Annotated in this window: 16 protein-coding genes; 6 read left to right on the top strand and 10 right to left on the bottom strand. The window is 68.2% G+C overall.

What is annotated here, in order from left to right:
• The first annotated feature begins 7 nt into the window (after positions 1 to 7).
• Together BW38_RS15345 and BW38_RS15340 are read left to right on the top strand one after the other, a co-directional pair.
• Positions 8 to 1,090 (top strand): HlyD family secretion protein, encoded by a 1,083-nt coding sequence (locus tag BW38_RS15345; RefSeq protein ID WP_032975415.1) that lies wholly within the window; start codon positions 8 to 10, stop codon positions 1,088 to 1,090.
• Complete coding sequence (locus BW38_RS15340; protein WP_032975416.1) at positions 1,087 to 2,496, top strand: efflux transporter outer membrane subunit; 1,410 nt, start codon at positions 1,087 to 1,089, stop codon at positions 2,494 to 2,496. The genes BW38_RS15345 and BW38_RS15340 overlap by 4 nt, the downstream gene beginning before the upstream one ends.
• 94 nt (positions 2,497 to 2,590) lie before the next feature.
• Here the strand turns inward: BW38_RS15340 and BW38_RS0120535 are convergent, their stop codons facing one another.
• From BW38_RS0120535 to BW38_RS15315, 6 genes are all read right to left on the bottom strand, one after another.
• Positions 2,591 to 2,989: a hypothetical protein gene (locus BW38_RS0120535; protein ID WP_051584927.1), complete on the bottom strand. Its 399-nt coding sequence runs from the start codon at positions 2,987 to 2,989 to the stop codon at positions 2,591 to 2,593.
• Between the two features lie 171 nt (positions 2,990 to 3,160).
• Complete coding sequence (locus BW38_RS15335; protein WP_025874099.1) at positions 3,161 to 3,499, bottom strand: hypothetical protein; 339 nt, start codon at positions 3,497 to 3,499, stop codon at positions 3,161 to 3,163.
• Positions 3,500 to 3,577: 78 nt separating this feature from the next.
• Positions 3,578 to 4,519, bottom strand: coding sequence for a DegV family protein (locus tag BW38_RS15330; protein ID WP_032975417.1), 942 nt, complete (start codon positions 4,517 to 4,519; stop codon positions 3,578 to 3,580).
• A 95-nt stretch (positions 4,520 to 4,614) separates the two neighbouring features.
• Positions 4,615 to 5,247: a DsbA family protein gene (locus tag BW38_RS15325; RefSeq protein ID WP_032975418.1), complete on the bottom strand. Its 633-nt coding sequence runs from the start codon at positions 5,245 to 5,247 to the stop codon at positions 4,615 to 4,617.
• A gap of 19 nt (positions 5,248 to 5,266) precedes the next feature.
• Positions 5,267 to 6,529: an amidohydrolase family protein gene (locus BW38_RS15320; RefSeq protein ID WP_032975419.1), complete on the bottom strand. Its 1,263-nt coding sequence runs from the start codon at positions 6,527 to 6,529 to the stop codon at positions 5,267 to 5,269.
• Entirely contained in the window at positions 6,529 to 7,938 is a 1,410-nt protein-coding gene (locus BW38_RS15315) for an amidohydrolase (RefSeq protein ID WP_025874103.1), read from the bottom strand. The genes BW38_RS15320 and BW38_RS15315 overlap by 1 nt, the downstream gene beginning before the upstream one ends.
• Positions 7,939 to 8,091: 153 nt before the next feature.
• On the opposite strand from BW38_RS15315, the gene BW38_RS15310 reads away from it, so the two are divergent.
• A complete protein-coding gene (locus tag BW38_RS15310; protein WP_025874105.1) occupies positions 8,092 to 8,868 on the top strand; it encodes an AMP nucleosidase in 777 nt (258 codons plus the stop codon).
• A gap of 43 nt (positions 8,869 to 8,911) precedes the next feature.
• Positions 8,912 to 9,451 carry a DUF924 family protein gene (locus tag BW38_RS15305; protein WP_032975420.1) on the top strand — a complete coding sequence of 180 codons (540 nt, stop codon included), beginning with the start codon at positions 8,912 to 8,914 and terminating at the stop codon, positions 9,449 to 9,451.
• A gap of 120 nt (positions 9,452 to 9,571) precedes the next feature.
• Here the strand turns inward: BW38_RS15305 and grxD are convergent, their stop codons facing one another.
• Complete coding sequence (gene grxD, locus BW38_RS15300) at positions 9,572 to 10,498, bottom strand: Grx4 family monothiol glutaredoxin (RefSeq protein WP_025874107.1); 927 nt, start codon at positions 10,496 to 10,498, stop codon at positions 9,572 to 9,574.
• Positions 10,499 to 10,558: 60 nt separating this feature from the next.
• On the opposite strand from grxD, the gene BW38_RS15295 reads away from it, so the two are divergent.
• Positions 10,559 to 11,338, top strand: a complete 780-nt coding sequence (locus BW38_RS15295; protein ID WP_032975421.1) for a polysaccharide deacetylase family protein — start codon at positions 10,559 to 10,561, stop codon at positions 11,336 to 11,338.
• A 253-nt stretch (positions 11,339 to 11,591) separates the two neighbouring features.
• Here the strand turns inward: BW38_RS15295 and BW38_RS15290 are convergent, their stop codons facing one another.
• The 3 genes from BW38_RS15290 to BW38_RS15280 are packed head-to-tail and all read right to left on the bottom strand — an operon-like array spanning position 11,592 to position 14,223.
• A complete protein-coding gene (locus BW38_RS15290) occupies positions 11,592 to 12,323 on the bottom strand; it encodes a class I SAM-dependent methyltransferase (RefSeq protein WP_032975423.1) in 732 nt (243 codons plus the stop codon).
• Between the two features lie 4 nt (positions 12,324 to 12,327).
• A complete protein-coding gene (locus BW38_RS15285; protein WP_032975424.1) occupies positions 12,328 to 12,945 on the bottom strand; it encodes an SGNH/GDSL hydrolase family protein in 618 nt (205 codons plus the stop codon).
• 3 nt (positions 12,946 to 12,948) lie between these two features.
• The gene (locus tag BW38_RS15280; protein ID WP_025874111.1) at positions 12,949 to 14,223 is read right to left on the bottom strand and encodes a pyridoxal phosphate-dependent aminotransferase; all 1,275 of its coding nucleotides are present in this window, start codon (positions 14,221 to 14,223) and stop codon (positions 12,949 to 12,951) included.
• A 121-nt stretch (positions 14,224 to 14,344) separates the two neighbouring features.
• Here BW38_RS15280 and rsgA point away from each other — a divergent pair, with 121 nt between their 5' ends.
• Entirely contained in the window at positions 14,345 to 15,445 is a 1,101-nt protein-coding gene (gene rsgA, locus BW38_RS15275; RefSeq protein WP_227416527.1) for a ribosome small subunit-dependent GTPase A, read from the top strand.
• Positions 15,446 to 15,636: the final 191 nt, after the last annotated feature.

Here is a 15,636-nt window from a genome sequence, read left to right on the forward strand (position 1 = left end):
CTCCCCCATGACAATCAATCGAACGTATCTCAACGCGGGCCTCGGCCTGGGCGTACTGCTTCTGGCCGGTGGTGCCTGGCTGCTGCTGCGCGATGGCCGCCACCAGACCACCAACAACGCCTATGTGGTCGCCGACTACACCGTGGTCGCACCGAAGATCGCTGGCTTCGTCAGCGCGGTGGAAGTGCAGGACAACCAAGCGGTGAAGGCCGGTGACGTGCTGGCCCGCATCGATGACCGCGACTACCAGGTCGCGTTGCTGGCCGCCCGCGCCGACCTGGGCAATGCGCGCGCGCAGCTGGCCAACGCGCAGGCGGCGCTGGCACAGCAGGGCTCGCTGATCGAACACGCCCAGGCGAGTGTGGATGTCAGCCGCGCCGAACTGACCCTGGCCAGCGCCGACCAGCAGCGTTACCGCGAGCTGGCCCGCAACGGTGCCGGTACCGTGCAGAACGCGCAGCAGGCGCAGTCGAAGCAGGCCGTGGCCAGTGCACATCTGCAACAGGGACAGGCCGCGTTGTCGACCGCACGCCAGCGCACCGACATCCTCGCTGCCGGGGTGCAGGCCGCACAGGCGGCCGTGCAGCGCGCCGAAGCCGCGCAGGCGCGTGCCGAACTGGATCTTTCGCACACCGAGCTGCGTGCACCGATTGATGGCGTGGTGGGACGCCGCGCAGTGCGCGTCGGCGCCTACCTGACCCCGGGCACGCCGGTGGCCGCGGTGGTGCCGCTGCAGCGCGCCTTCGTTGTCGCCAACTTCCAGGAAACGCAGATGACCCGCATGCAGCCGGGGCAGCAGGTCGAACTGACGGTGGACGTGTTCCCCGGCACGCGGCTGCGTGGCCATATCGACAGCATCGCCCCGGCCACGGGGGTGACGTTCGCCGCGGTGGCGCCGGAAAACGCGACCGGCAACTTCACCAAGGTGGTGCAGCGCATTCCAGTGAAGATCGTGCTAGAGCCGGAGCAGGCATTGCTGGGCCAACTGCGTGCCGGCATGTCGGTGGAAGCCAGCGTGGATCTGCAGCGTCCGCAGCGGGTGCAGAGTGCGCAGCGCGAGCGGCACCGCACGGGCGGGGAAGGCGCATGATCCGCGTATTCCCGCGTGGACTGGCTGCAGCGGCACTGTGCACGGCGTTGACCGCCTGCACGCTGGGCCCGGACTTCGTGCGCCCGCAGGCCGAGCTGCCCACGCAGTGGCAGGGCGAAGCGGTGGCTTCAGCTGCGCTGGATGACGACGCCAGCTGGTGGTCCGGTTTCGATGATCCGCTGCTGGGGCAACTGGCGACGCAGGTACTGCAGGCCAATCTCGACCTGCAGCTGGCCGCCAACCGGGTGCAGCAGAGCCGCGCCGCGCGTGGCGTCACCGCGGCCGACCGGCTGCCCAGCGTCGGCGCCACTGCCAGTGGCGTACGCGCGCGCAACAGCGAGGTAGGCCTGAACGATCCGTCCGGTAATGGCGGTCGCGATGACTATGGGCTGTTCCAGGCCGGCATCGGCATGAGCTGGGAACTGGATCTGTGGGGACGCGTACGCCGTCAGGTGGAAGCGGCCGACGCACGCGTGCAGATGGCTGAGGAAGATGCACACGCGGCGCGCATCGCGCTGCTGGCCGAGACCGCGCGTGATTACCTGCAGTTGCGCGCAACGCGCCAGCTGCTGGCCATCACCGAGGACAACCTCAGCATCGCCCACGACATCAAGCGGCTGACCGAAGCGCGCCAGCGCCAGGGCGTGGCCAGCACGTTGCAGGTCTCCAGTGCGGCGGCGCAGGTGGCATCGCTGCAGGCTCGCATCGCACCGCTGCGGCACCGCGAATCGCAGCTGCGCAATGCACTCGCGTTCCTGCTGGCACAGCCGCCGCAGGCACTGGATACGCAGCTGCAGAGCGCGCGCCGCGATTGGCCCGCGTTGCCGACCGTGGCCGTGGGCGTGCCCAGTGAACTGGCCGAGCGTCGCCCGGATGTCCGCCGTGCCGAGGCTGCACTGCATGCTGCCACGGCGGGAATTGGCGTGGCCAAGGCCAGCTTCCTGCCGCGCATCACCTTGAATGGCGATGCCGGTTTCCAGGCCAGGCAGCTGGATGATCTGGATGGCTGGAACGCGCATCGCTTCAGTATCGGCCCGTCGATCAGCCCGCCGATCTTCCAGGGCGGACGCCTGAAGGCCAACCTGGCGCTGAGCAGGCTGCAGCAGCAACAGGCAGCCCTGCAGTTCCGCCGTACCGTGCTGCAGGCCTGGCATGAAGTGGACGATGCCATCGACGGCTATGCCGCCGAACAGCAGCGTGCCGCGCAGCTGCACGTGGCGGTGGATGAGAGCGAGACGGCGCTGGGTGCGGCGCGTCGGCAGTACCAGGCCGGCGTGGTCGACATGCTGGATGTATTGAGCACCCAGCGCATCGCGCTGGACAACCAGGCCGCGCTGGCCAACAGCCAGGCGACCGCCGCGATTGCACGCGTAGAGCTGTATCGCGCACTGGGCGGCGGTTGGTAAGGCGCAGGATGGGTAGTGCCGGCCGCTGGCCGGCAGGTGCCGTCTGCATGAGTAGCCGGCCAGCGGCCGGCACTATCCTGGCAGGCAGCCCGCGTCAGGCCGCCGGCTTTTCGCGTTTGCGGAACAGCAGATAAGGCCAGATACCGATCAACACCGCTGCGATGACCGTGCCGTAGACCAGCGCGAGCACTGACTTGCCCGGCTCGGTCCAGACCATGCCCAGCAGAAGCAGGCCGAACACGATGGTCGGCCCGCCCAGCAGGATCATGGCGAAGGTCTTTATCCGTCCACTGGTGGGCGCATTGGCGAGCTTTCCGACCATGTCGGTACCACCGAAATGCACCTGCAGTGCATCGCTGGTGGAACGGGCGGGCTGCGGTTTTGCGGGTTCCGGCGGTGCCACCGGCTGCTGCAGGTCCATTTCCCGAGGCGCCGGCGGCAGCAGGTCCGACAGGTTGGTCTGCTCGATGAGCGCTTTCAGCTTGGGGTCCATGTGCAATCCGTGCGGTCACCGTTGGCGGCGGCACGATACCAGCACACCCAGGTGCCGGGTAGTGCCGGCCGCTGGCCGGCAGCTCGGCAAGGTGAAGCCGGTAGTGGCCAACCTTGGTTGGCAGCCTTCAGGAAAGCGCCAACCAAGGTTGGCGCCTACCAGAGGCGGAACTCAACGCACGTCGCGCAGTTCCCAGTGGTGCCCGGCCAGCAGGCGCAGGCGCTGCTTGAACACGTCACTGTCGATGCGGGTGGTGGCCACCAGGTTGATGCGCAGGTCCTTCTGCTCACCGGTCACGGTGGCCTCCGGATCGGTCGCGCCCCACTGCGGCTCCACCGCATCCGGGTCCGGCTGCTTGTCGCGCCAGCGCTCGAACAGGCTGCCATTGCGCAGCGCGTTCTGCAGTTCTTCGGCGAAGCCGGCAGCGCCCTGCGAATGGAAAGACAGGTCGGGGTCGTTGCCGCGGGCCTTGGACGGTTCGGGCAGGCTGATGTGGTACTGCGCAGGCATGTTGATCTCCTTGAGGTGCGGCTAGGCTGGCATAGGCGCGGTGGAATCGATGTGCAGATTCCAGAGCGCGGTTGGCCTTCATTCAAATCGATGCGGCCCATCGGCAAAACCCACGGTGACCGCGCCCTTGCCGACGTTGACCATGCCGGTCAGGCTCATCACCGATTCGTACACGGTCACGCCATGGCCGGCGCAGACCTCCTTCATCTGCGCATAGCCGGGCAGGGCACGCAGCTCGTCCAGTTCGCCGCCGTAGCTGACGCACACGGTCGGCGTCATCAGGCCGGCGCGTACGCGCTGGCCGACCACGCCGAACAGCTTCAGCACGGCATTGTCGAAACCCTTGATCTTCGCCACCGGCCCGGTCTGCCCGCGATAACCATGCAACACCGGCTTGATGTCCAGCGCACTGCCCAGTGCGGCGCTGAGCAGGCCGACGCTTCGGTCGCCCTTGTGCCGGGCGCGGGCACGCATGTAGTACAGGTCGCGGGTGACCATGTAGCCGTGCACGTTGCCGGCCAGTTCTTCCAGGCGCTCGCGGATCTGCTGCACGCTGGCATCACTGGCGCGCAGCCGCACCGCTTCCACCGCCGTCACCGCCTGGGCGGCGAACAGGTTCTGGGTATCCAGCACGCGCAGCGCGAACGGCGAGTTGAAGCCGGCCGCCTGCCGCACCGGCTTGTAGTCGTTGAGGATGGCGAAGCTGGCCTGCAGTGCATTGTCGTGGATCGGGCTGCGGGTCTTGGTGATGGTCATGCAGAACACATGGTCGTAGTCGATCACCAAGCGTTGCAGGAACAGGTCGCGGATCTGGTTGACGCTGAAGGGGATGGTCTCCGCTTCGGCGCCGTGCTCGGCGACGTGCGCGTGCAGGAAGCTGAGCGTTGCCTGCTCGTCGCGGTGGTCGGCGAGCACCGCTTCGCCGATCCGCACGGTGATCGGCAGCAGCACGATGTTGTGCTCGGCAATGAAGTCCTGCGGCAGGTCGCAGGCCGAGTCGACGACGATTCCGATGCGCATCCGCGGCTCCCCCTCCAGGGCGGTTGTAGGTTCGGAAATGTGAAAACTATCTCAAAACGGGGGCGGGCGCGCGAGGGAAACGCGCCGCTCCCTGTTCAGCGACTGCGCTGCACCGCCACCGGCAGGGCCACCGCCTGCTGCCAGTCCGGCCGGTCCAGCAGGCTGGGGTCGTCCAGCACCGCCGCCATCAGCGGGTGGGTATCGTTGCCCCAGAACAGTTCGCCGTCGATGGCCAGGGTCGGCACGCCGAACACCCCGGCCTCGATCGCCGCCTCGGTGTTGCGTCGCAGTTGCTCCTTGATGGCCGGCTCGCCAATGGCCGCCTCTACGTCGCTGATACCCAGCCGGGCGGCGGGTTCGCGCAGGGCCTCGGCCGTGTCGCCGGCGTGGCCGTCGCGCCAGATCCAATCGAACAGCACGTCCACTGCCGCAGTGCTGGCACCGGCGGCCAGGCACAGGCGCAGGGCCGCCAGCGGATTGAACGGGTGCCCGGGCGGGAAGCGCAGTGGCGTGCCCTCGGCCTGCGCGGTCCACAGCAGCTGGCGGTACATGAAGCGGCGCTTGGCCGGGATCTCCGCCGGGCCCAGGTTGCCCAGATGGTGCAGTACCGCACCAAAGGCGATGGGCACCGGTTGGATGCGCCCGAACTGCGGCAGCTGCTTCACCTTCTGCCAGTGCAGGTAGGAATAGGGCGAGACGAAGTCGAAATACCAGCGCAGGGTGGGCATCGATGGCTCCTGGTTGCGGTCAGGGTTGCGCGTTGCGCTGCAGGTAGCGGTCGCGCAGTTCGGTCTGGCGCGAGCGCATCGGCATCGCGCGGCCGCCCAGCCAGACCTGCTCGGCATAGTGCGCCACATCCAGCGGATCGCCTTCCCACAGCACCAGGTCGGCACGCTTGCCCGGCTCGATGCTGCCGATCTGGTCGGCCACGCCCAGCACCTCGGCCGGTACCCGGGTCAGCCCGGCCAGTCCGTCGGCCCAGGGCAGGCCGTTGGCCACCGCATTGCCGGCCAGCTGGCGCATCTTGCGTGCGTTGTGCGAGGCATCATCGCGCTGGGCGAAGGCCACCGGTACGCCCGCGCGCTGCAACCGCGCGGCGTTTTCCAAGGTGGCGCCGATCTGGTCGAAGGTCGTCGGCAGGTTGCCCAGTGCGTCGACGAACACCGGCACCTTGGCCGCTGCCAGTTCCGGTGCCAGCTGCCAGGCCTCGGCACCGCCGGCGACGGCGATCTTCACCCTCTCGCGGGCCGCCCAGCGCAGCAGCTGGCGGATGTCGGCCGCGCGGTCCACTTCCACCACGATGCGGCCCTGCCCGGACAGATAGCGGGCGAGCGTGCGGCGGCCGGCCGGGGTCAGCAGCGCATGCGGCGAATCGGCGGCCACCTGGCCGCGTGCCTCGTCCACCATCTGCTGCAGCAGCATCCACTGCGCCGCGCGCGATTGACCGGTCAGTTCAGATGCTGCAGCACCCAGGCGCAGGAACAGCGCGCGCGGGCCGATCGGGTCGGCACTGCCATCGAAACGCACCACGCCGCCCTGGCCGGCGACGAAGCCACCGCCGGTGGCCGCGCCCAGCGCAGTGAAGCCGATGCCGTCCAGGCGCGCCACCGGAATCAGCACGGATGCCGGGTTATAGGCCAGTGTCACGTCGAACTCCGGGCGTAGCGGCTGCTCGCCGATCTTCAGTGCGCTGTCGACCGTGCTTGATTCACCGGATACTTCCTCGATGCCGATCTCGGTGATGCCACCGAACAGGGCAGGGGTCAGCATGCGTCCCTTGGCTTCGACCACCGGCACACCGGCCGGTGTGGACAGGCCCCGGCCCACCGCACGGATGATGCCGCCCTGCACCAGCACATCGGCATCTTCCACGTTGCCACGTGCGCTGGCGGTAGCGACCGTCGCACCGCGCACCAGCAGGTCCTGCGCCGAGGCTGCGGTTGTCATCACCAACAGCGCAACCAAGGTAGCGCCGGGCCATGCCCGGCGGCGCTTGTTCAACATGCCCATCAGCGCAACTCCTGTCCAAGCTGGAAATCCGACCGCGGCGTTGCCGATGGCGTGCTGCGGTCGTACACACGGCGGCCATCGACGAACACCTGCTCGGCCAGTGCATACGAACTGAAGGGATTGCCGTTCCAGATCACCACGTCGGCCATCTTTCCGGCCTCCAGCGTGCCGGTCTGCGCCTCGATGCCCAGCGCCTTGGCGGCGTTGGCGGTCATCCAGGTGATCGCGCGTTCCGGCGCGATCTCCGGCATGTGCGCGCGGCGCGCGGCGGCCATCACCTTGGCTGCCTCCTGGTTCAGGCGCTGGATGCCCTCGGGCGAGTCGGAGTGGACGATGGCGCAGCTGTTCTTCGGCCGGTCGACCAGCGCGATGTTCTCGGCGATGCCGTCGAAGGCTTCCATCTTGAAGCCCCACCAGTCGGCCCACAGTGCCCCGCACACGCCTTCGGCCGCCAGCCGGTCGGCCAGTTTGTAGGCCTCCACGCCGTGGTGGAAGGCGGCCACCTTGAAGCCGAATTCCTTGGACAGGTCGAGCATGGTGGCCATTTCATCGGCGCGATAGCAGTGGATGTGCACGCGGATATCGCCCTGGATCGCACCGGCGAGCGTATCCAGCTTGAGGTCGCGCTTGCCGCCGGCATCACCGGCGCTGTCGCCCTTGTCGCTGCCGAACCAGCCCTTGCGCTTGGCCGGCTTCGGCTTGTTCTTGGCGATGTAGTCGGCTGCGTCGATGAAGGCTGCGCGGTAACCGGCCACGTTGCCCATCCGCGTTGCAGGTGCCACGCCCTTGCCGCCACCGTAGACGCGCTTGGGGTTTTCGCCGCAGGCCATTTTCAGGCCCCACGGCGCGCCGGGGAACTTCATTGCCTGGTAGGTGGTGGCAGGCACGTTCTTCAGCGTTACGCCGCGGCCACCGACCAGGTTGGCCGAGCCGGGCAGCACCTGCATGCTGGTCACTCCGCCTGCCAGCGCCGCCTGGAAACCGGGGTCCTGCGGCCATACCGAGTGCTCGGCCCAGACGTTGGCGGTGACCGGCGCGGTCATCTCGTTGCCGTCGCTGTGCGCGCCGACACCGGGGCTGGGATAGACGCCCAGGTGCGAGTGCACGTCGATCAGGCCGGGCGTCACCCACTTGCCGTCGGCGTTGATGCGGGTGACGCTGGCATCGACCTGCAGCGCATCGCCGACGGCGACGATGCGGCCATCGCGCAGCAGCACATCGGCGTTGTCGAGGCGCTGGCCGGTGCCGGTCAGCACCGTTGCGTTCTGGATCAGCAGCGGCCCATCGGGGTGCGCCTGGTAGGTGCTCGGGTAGGGATCGGCCACGAAGCGCGAAGCGCCCACGGCCGGCGCCGTGCTCAGCGATACCAGCGCCAGACCCAACCCGGCGCGCAACAACGTCGATGTCATGCAGATCCCCTTGGCAGCGTGTTCAACCCACCGACGCTAGCCGGGGAGCGGCGTGCTTGCCAAGTGTCCTTTTTCACGGGTCGCCATCGGCCATCTCGACGGCAACGACCGCCTCCCGGAAAATGGTGCTCCCCACGCCGTACCGGAGCGCCCATGAAGAGCAAGCAGGACATCGTCGACAACTGGCTTCCGCGCTATACCGGCGTGCCTCTGGACCAGTTCGGCCAGCACATCCTGCTGACCAACTTCGGGGGCTACCTGCATACGTTCTCCGCGCTGACCGGGGCGCCGGTGATCGGCCTGGACCGGCCGATGGCCAGCGCCACCATCGACGGCATCACCATGATCAACTTCGGCATGGGCAGCCCCAATGCCGCGATCATCATGGATCTGCTGTCAGCGGTGATGCCCAAGGCCGTGCTGTTCCTGGGCAAGTGCGGCGGGCTGAAACGCAAGAACGAGCTGGGCGACCTGGTGCTGCCGATCGCGGCCATCCGCGGCGAGGGGACCTCGGGCGACTACCTGCCGCCGGAAGTGCCGGCCTTGCCGGCCTTCGCCCTGCAGCGTGCGGTTTCGACCATGATCCGCGACCTCGGCCATGATTACTGGACCGGCACCGTCTACACCACCAACCGCCGGGTCTGGGAGCACGACGAGGCCTTCAAGGAGCGGCTGCGGGCGATGCGCTGCATGGCCATCGACATGGAAACCGCGACGATCTTCGCTGCCGGCTTCGCCAACCACATTCCCAGCGGGGCCCTGCTGCTGGTTTCAGACCAGCCGATGATCCCGGACGGGGTGAAAACCGAGGCGTCCGACGCCAAGGTCAGCTCGCAGTTCGTGGAAAACCATATCCAGATCGGCATCGAGGCGCTTAAGCTTATCCGGCGCAACGGCAAGTCGGTCCGCCACCTGCGCTTCGACGAATGATGATGATGGCCTGGCGCGGCGCGCCGGCCCTGGGGAGTAGGTGATGGACGTTGCCGCGCAAGTGGTGGAATTCTGGAAGGACGCGGGCCCTGAAAAGTGGTTTGCCCGCGATGATGCGTTCGACGCGCGGTTCCGTACGCTGTTCGCGGACGAACACCACGCTGCCGCATCGCGCGCGCGCGAGCACTGGCTGGGCAGCGCCGAGGGCGCGCTGGCGCTGATGCTGCTGCTGGACCAGTTCCCGCGCAACTGCTTCCGCGGCACGGCCCATTCCTATGCCACCGATGGCCTCGCACGGCACTACGCCACGCGCGCGATCGAGGAGGGGCTGGACCTGCAGCTGGTCCCCAAACTGCGCGCCTTCATCTACCTGCCGTTCGAGCACTCCGAAGATCCGCTGGACCAGGACCGCTCGGTCGCGATGTTCGACGTGCTGGGTGACAAGGAATACCTGCAGTACGCCGAACTGCACCGCGACATCATCCGCCGCTTCGGCCGGTTCCCGCACCGCAATGCGGTGCTTGGCCGCATTCCGTCGCCGGAAGAACTGGATTACCTGGCCGAAGGCGGGTTCGCCGGGTAACCGGAACGTCAGCCCCCGCGCTTGGGACACGGAAGGAGTAGATCCACGCCATGCGTGGATGGGCTCAACAGAAAACGCCGGCTTTCGCCGGCGTTTTTCCTGTGCATCAAGCGCAGCCGATCAGTACTTCGGCACGCCGTTGTCCACTTCGTCCGACCAGGCATCGATGCCGCCGGTGACGTTGAACACCTTGCTGAAGCCCAGCGCACGGAACTGCTCTGCTGCCTGCGCGCTGCGGCCACCGTGGTGGCACAGGAAGGCCAGGGCGGTGTCCTTGGGCAGGGCTTCCAGCTCGGCGCGGCCGTTGCCATCGAAGCTCTTGAACGGCACGCCGACAGCGGCAATGGCGCGTTCTTCGGCCGGGCGCACGTCCACCAGCATCACGTTGCCGGCACGCACCAGGTCGTCGGCATCACGCACGCTGATTTCCTGCACCGGCTTGGGCGCGTTCGGGTTGTCGATCGCCAGGCCCTTGCCACGGATGTCGTCGACCCAGTCGATGGTGATGCCATCGGCGCGGCGGGCGCTGGCCAGGTCGAACTGCACGCGCAGGCCGTTGGACTCGGCGGCGATCGCGCCTTCATCGTACGGGGCCAGCTGGAAGTTCGGCTGGAAGCGGGCATCGATGCCCAACTGCAGCGACGCACCCGGCGAATCGGCCAGCGCGCCCTTCAGCATTTCCACCGCGGCCGGGGTGACGGTGATGCGCGGCGGGGTGCGGTCCGGTGCAGCCAGGCCCAGCACGCTGCTCAGCTCGCCGCTGGCGGCCATCTGCAGCACGATGTCGCTGCCGCCGACCAGTTCGCCGTCGATGTACAGCTGCGGGATGGTCGGCCAGTCGCCATAGGCCTTGATGCCTTCACGGATCTCCGCGTCAGCCAGCACGTTGACGTGGGCGAACTCCACGCCCAGGTCCTGCAGGGCACCCACGGCCTTGGCCGAGAAGCCGCACTGCGGCATCGACGGCTGGCCCTTCATGAACAGCACGACGCGGTTGTCGTTGAGGATGGTTTCGATGCGCGAACGCAGGGCGGGATCGAGGGACATGGCAGTCATGGGTCCGAAAAATTCGAATCATCAATTCTACCCCCCATGGCATCATGGGGCATGACCAACGCAGGAACATTGCATCGCATCCCGACCCAGCCCTGGCGCTGGGTGCCCTGGCTGGTGCTGTCGCAGCTGGCCGTGATCCTGGTCTGGGTGCTGGCGGGCTGGCACTGGGGCCTGGCCCTGATGGTGGCAAGCCACGCGTTGTTCATGGTGCCGGTGTTCCTGCCCAACAGCCGCTTCTACGCGCCGGTGCTGAGCCGGTTGCCCGAGGCTGGCAACAGCGTCTGGCTGACCATCGACGACGGCCCCAGTGAACAGACCCCGGCGGTGCTGGATCTGCTGGACCGGCACCAGGCGAAGGCGACCTTTTTCCTGGTCGGCGAGCGCGTATTGGCGCATCCGGCCCTGGTGGAGGAAATCCTGCGTCGCGGACACGACCTCGGCAACCACAGCCACAGCCATCCGCAGGCGCGCTTCTGGCGGCTGGGCCCGGGCACGATGGCGGCGGAGATCGAGGGCTGCCAGCGAGCGCTGCAGGCGGTGAGTGGGCGACCGGTGCGCTGGTACCGCTCGGTGGTGGGCATGACCAACCCGTTCGTGGCGCCGGTACTGCGCAAGCTGTGCCTGGTGCGCGTGGGCTGGAGCGCCCGCGGTTACGACGGCGTCGGCTGCACCCCGGATGGCGTGCTGGCGCGTCTGCTCCCGGACCTGCGCCCGGGCGCGATCGTGCTGCTGCATGAAGGTGCCGCACATGGCCACAACCTGGCCATCATCGAACGGGTGCTGCAGGTGCTGGACGAGCGCGGCCTGAAAGCCGAACTGCCGGCCAGGTGACCGGTGGCGCCGGGCCATGCCCGGCGAGCGCGCAGCGCGGCAAGAGCGAAGCGACCCGCGTTTGCCCTTCGCTTTTCTCCTGTCTTCCGTGGTGGACGCGCCCGTAAACCGTCCGTGTCCGGGTGGGGTGGGCTGCGCGGGGTATCCGCGCCATGGATGGCGCGGCTAAGCCCCCAAGGAGGGGTTCACGGCGTCCCCGCGCAGCCCATCCCGCCCGGGCAGCCCCCGTAGACAGCCGCCCACCACGAGGGGCTCAGCCGTTGGCCGCAGTTCCCGGCCGCTCGGCCACCAGCAACCAGCTGTTGAACGGCGTGCGCCCATGCAGCGGACGCAACGGAGCCACCTGCATGCCGGCAGCCGCCAGCGTGGCCTGCAGCCGCTGCGGATCCGGGTAATGGCGCGGTCGCGTGCCCATCCAGCCGACCAGCCAGGCCAGTCGGTCAGCCACCCGCGTGGTGCGGTCGCGGCGGTCGCCGGTCGCCAGCGGCGTGCGCAGCAGCAGGCGGCCACCGGGCGCGACCCGCGCGCTCACCGCGCGCAGCAGCTCCAGTTGCGGCGCTTCGTCCAGGTACTGCAGCACATCCAGCAGCAGCACATGTCCACCATGCACCGGCAACGGCGCCTGCACATCCAGACAGTCGAACCGTACGTCGGCCAGGCCACTGCCGGCGCGCTGCGCACGGGCGATCTTGTCGCTGTCCACGTCGACCCCGAGATACCGCTGCTGGCGGCCGCGCTGGCGAAGCACATGCGCGAACAGGCCCAGCCCGCAGCCCAGGTCGAGCACCGGCTGGCCGTCATCGGGAAGGTGCTGCAGTACGCCGTCATACAGCGGGTCGCTGCCCAGCTTGCCGCGCGTGTAGTAGTAATCGCGGCGGCTGCCCCAGGCCTGCATCGGCCGGAAGGACTCGGCGATCAGGCGCGCCTGCCCGGCATCCAGCGGCGAACAGGGCAGGGGCGTGCCGTTCCGTGGCGTGCCGTCCATCGTCTCAGTCCGTCCTGCCCAGCAGGTGTGCGGCCACCGGCAGCGCACGCGCGCTCCACAGCCCGTACATCCGTGCGGACGGGTGCAGGCCATCCTCGGCGATCATCGCCGGGTCAGCGCCGGTGTCGCGGCTGATATCGGTGATGTCGACGAAGGCCACGCCCTGCTGGGTGCTGATCACCTCGGCGGCAGCGTTGAACTCGTCGGTTTCCAGTTCGATCTGGCCCAGGTCGCGTCCGCTGCCTGCACCGTACGGCGTGGTGCCCCAGTCCGGGAAGGACAGCACCAGGACCCGGTCCGCACGGTCGCCGGCAAAACCAATCGCGCGCTGCAGCAGGGCCTGGAACTGCACCTGGTACTCGTCCAGCGGACGCCCGCGATACTGGTTGTTGACGCCGATCAGCAGGCTGACGAAGTCGAACGGCCCTTGCGGCGCCACTTCGTCGATGCCGGCGTCGAGCTCGTCGGTGGTCCAGCCGGTGGTGGCGATGGTCTGCGGGTCGCCCAGCGCGATGCCCTGCGCGCGCAGGGCGGCGGCGAGCTGATGCGGCCAGCGGCCGTCGACCGCGACCGCTTCACCGATGGTGTAGGAATCGCCCAGGGCCAGATACGACAAGCCCATCGATCAAGCCACCGACCGGCGGGGCTTCAGCGGCACCACCTTGGTGGCGTCTTCGGCACGGCGGGCGAGGGCGCGGTCGATACGGGCGAACACGTCACGCATCACCGACGCCTCCGGCAGCAGGGTCACGCGGAAGTGATGGCGGTAAGGCACGTTGAAGCTCGAGCCCGGCACCACCAGCACGCCGTCGTTGTTCATCAGGTCGAGCGCGAAATTATGATCGTCGAAGCCCTTGGCAGCGGCACCGACCACGGCCGGGAACGCGTACAGCGCGCCGGCGGGGGCAACCAGCGACAGGTGTTCGCTGGCCTCGCAGGCTTCGATCACCGCACGACGGGTTTCATACAGGCGGCCACCCGGTGCGCACAGTTCCGAAATGGTGTCCGGGCCGTTCACTGCGGCGTCGATGGCGTACTGGCCCGGTACGTTGGCGCACAGGCGCAGTGCGCCCAGCAGGTCCAGCGCGGCGCGGAAGTCGCCCAGCCGCGCGTCGTCGCCGCTGAGGTGCGCCCAGCCCACCCGCCAGCCGCAGGCGCGGTGCACCTTGCTCAGGCCGCCGAAGGTCAGGCAGGGATGGTCACCGGCCAGCGGTGCGACCGGCTGGAACACCGCGTCGTCGTACAGGATCTGGTCGTAGATCTCATCGACCAGCAGCAGCAGGTTGTGGCGGCGCGCGATCTCCACCACCTGCTCCAGCAGCTCACGCGGGTAGCTGGCACCGCTGGGGTTGTTCGGATTGATCAGCACGATGGCGCGCGTGCGCGAGGACACCAGCGTCTCGATCTCGCTCGGGTCCGGCTGGAAGCCGTTCTCGGCGGCACAGCGGTAATACACCGGGCGGCCATCGTTGAGGATGGTCGAGGCCGACCACAGCGGGTAGTCCGGCGAGGGCACCAGCACTTCGTCGCCCGGGTTGAGCAGCGCACGCAGCGACAGGTCGATCAGCTCGCTGACACCGTTGCCGACGAACACGCGGTCCGGATGGGCATCCGGTGCGCCACGGCGGGCGTAGGCGGCGGCGATGGCCTCGCGGGCGACCGGCAGGCCCTGCTGGTGGGTATACGGATCGGTGCGGCCCATGTCATCGGCGATCGCGCGCTGCAGGTGTTCCGGTGCACGGAAGCCGAAAGCGCCGGGATTGCCGATGTTGAGCTTGATCAGCTTGTGGCCCTGCGCTTCCAGCTCCCGGGCTCGCCGTGCCAGTTCTCCGCGGATTTCGTAGCGCACTTCGGAAAGGCGCTCGCGGATGACCAGGGGTTTGGGCGAGGGAGTGGACATGGGCGGTGGGCCGCAAAAGGCATGGGGCTTCCATGGTAGCGGAATTGCTGCAGCGCATGGCAAGGGCCGCAGGGCCCGCCAACATTGGGCTGGGCGGCACCACACAGGTAGAATGGCGGCGATGACCCAGACCCCCGATTTCACCGCTCTGCAGACCATTGGCTGGCCCTGGCCGGGCCCGCCGCAGCAGGCCGACTGGCAGGCCGTGATGGCCGCACACCCGCAGGCCCACCCGGCGCGGGTGATCGAGCAGCATCGCACCCACTATGTGGTGGCTGATGGCCCGGAGGCATCGATCAAGGCCGAATCGCTGCCGGAGTGGCAGCGCCCGCGCTTCCCCAGCCACGAACGGCCGGCGGTGGGCGACTGGGTGCTGCTGGATGGCATCCGCATCGTTGCCCTGTTGCCGCGACGTACCGCCATCAAGCGTGGCGCTGCCGGTGAGCATTACCACCAGCAGGTGATCGCCGCCAACATCGATACCGTCTTCATCGTCTGTGGCCTGGATGCTGACTTCAATCCGCGCCGTATTGAACGCTACCTGCTGCTGGTGGGCGGTGGCGGTGCCGAACCGGTGGTGGTGCTGACCAAGGCCGACCAGACCGAGTACAGCGAAGATGCGCTGGCGGTACTGGAAGAACTGGAGATGCAGGGCATCGCCCTGCATGCGATCAATGGCCTGGATGCCGACAGTGTTGCAGTGCTGGAGCCGTGGCTGGGCCCCGGCCGCACGGTGGTGCTGGTGGGTTCTTCCGGTGCGGGCAAGTCGACGCTGACCAACACGCTGCTGGGCGAACAGCGGATGAAGACCAATACAGTGCGCGCCAACGATTCGCGCGGCCGCCATACCACCACCCACCGCGCACTGATGCCACTGCCGATGGGCGCCTGCCTGATCGATACGCCGGGCATGCGCGAACTGAAGCCGACCGGCGAAGAAACGCTGGCCGAAGGCGGTTTCGCCGACATCGAAGCGCTGGCCGCGCAGTGCCGCTTCCGCGACTGCATGCACCAGCAGGAACCCGGCTGTGCCGTGCGTGCGGCGATCGATGCCGGCGAGATCGAAGAGAGCCGGCTGCTGAACTACTTCAAGTTGAAGGAAGAAGTGGCCGCCGCCGCTGCCAAGCTGGCCGTGCGCCAGGCCGAGACCGCGCAGGAACGCGGTGGCCGGAAGGGCAAGAGCCAGCAGTTCCGCCCGGCGGGCAAACCGCGCCGGCGTTGACCCCGCGGTGCCGGAAACCCGCTTCCGGTAGATGCCAACCTTGGTTGGCACGGAGGCGTCCGAAGCCGGCCTCTGCCCGCTCTTGGTGGGTGCCAACCTTGGTTGGCACGGAGGTGTCCGAAGCCCGCCGTCGGCGGATGCCAACCAAGGTTGGCACCTACCAACGCGCGGGCAGGGCGTTATAGTCCGCC

This window comes from Stenotrophomonas sp. RIT309 (genome assembly GCF_000632045.1).
Taxonomy (GTDB): Bacteria; Pseudomonadota; Gammaproteobacteria; order Xanthomonadales; family Xanthomonadaceae; genus Stenotrophomonas; species Stenotrophomonas indicatrix.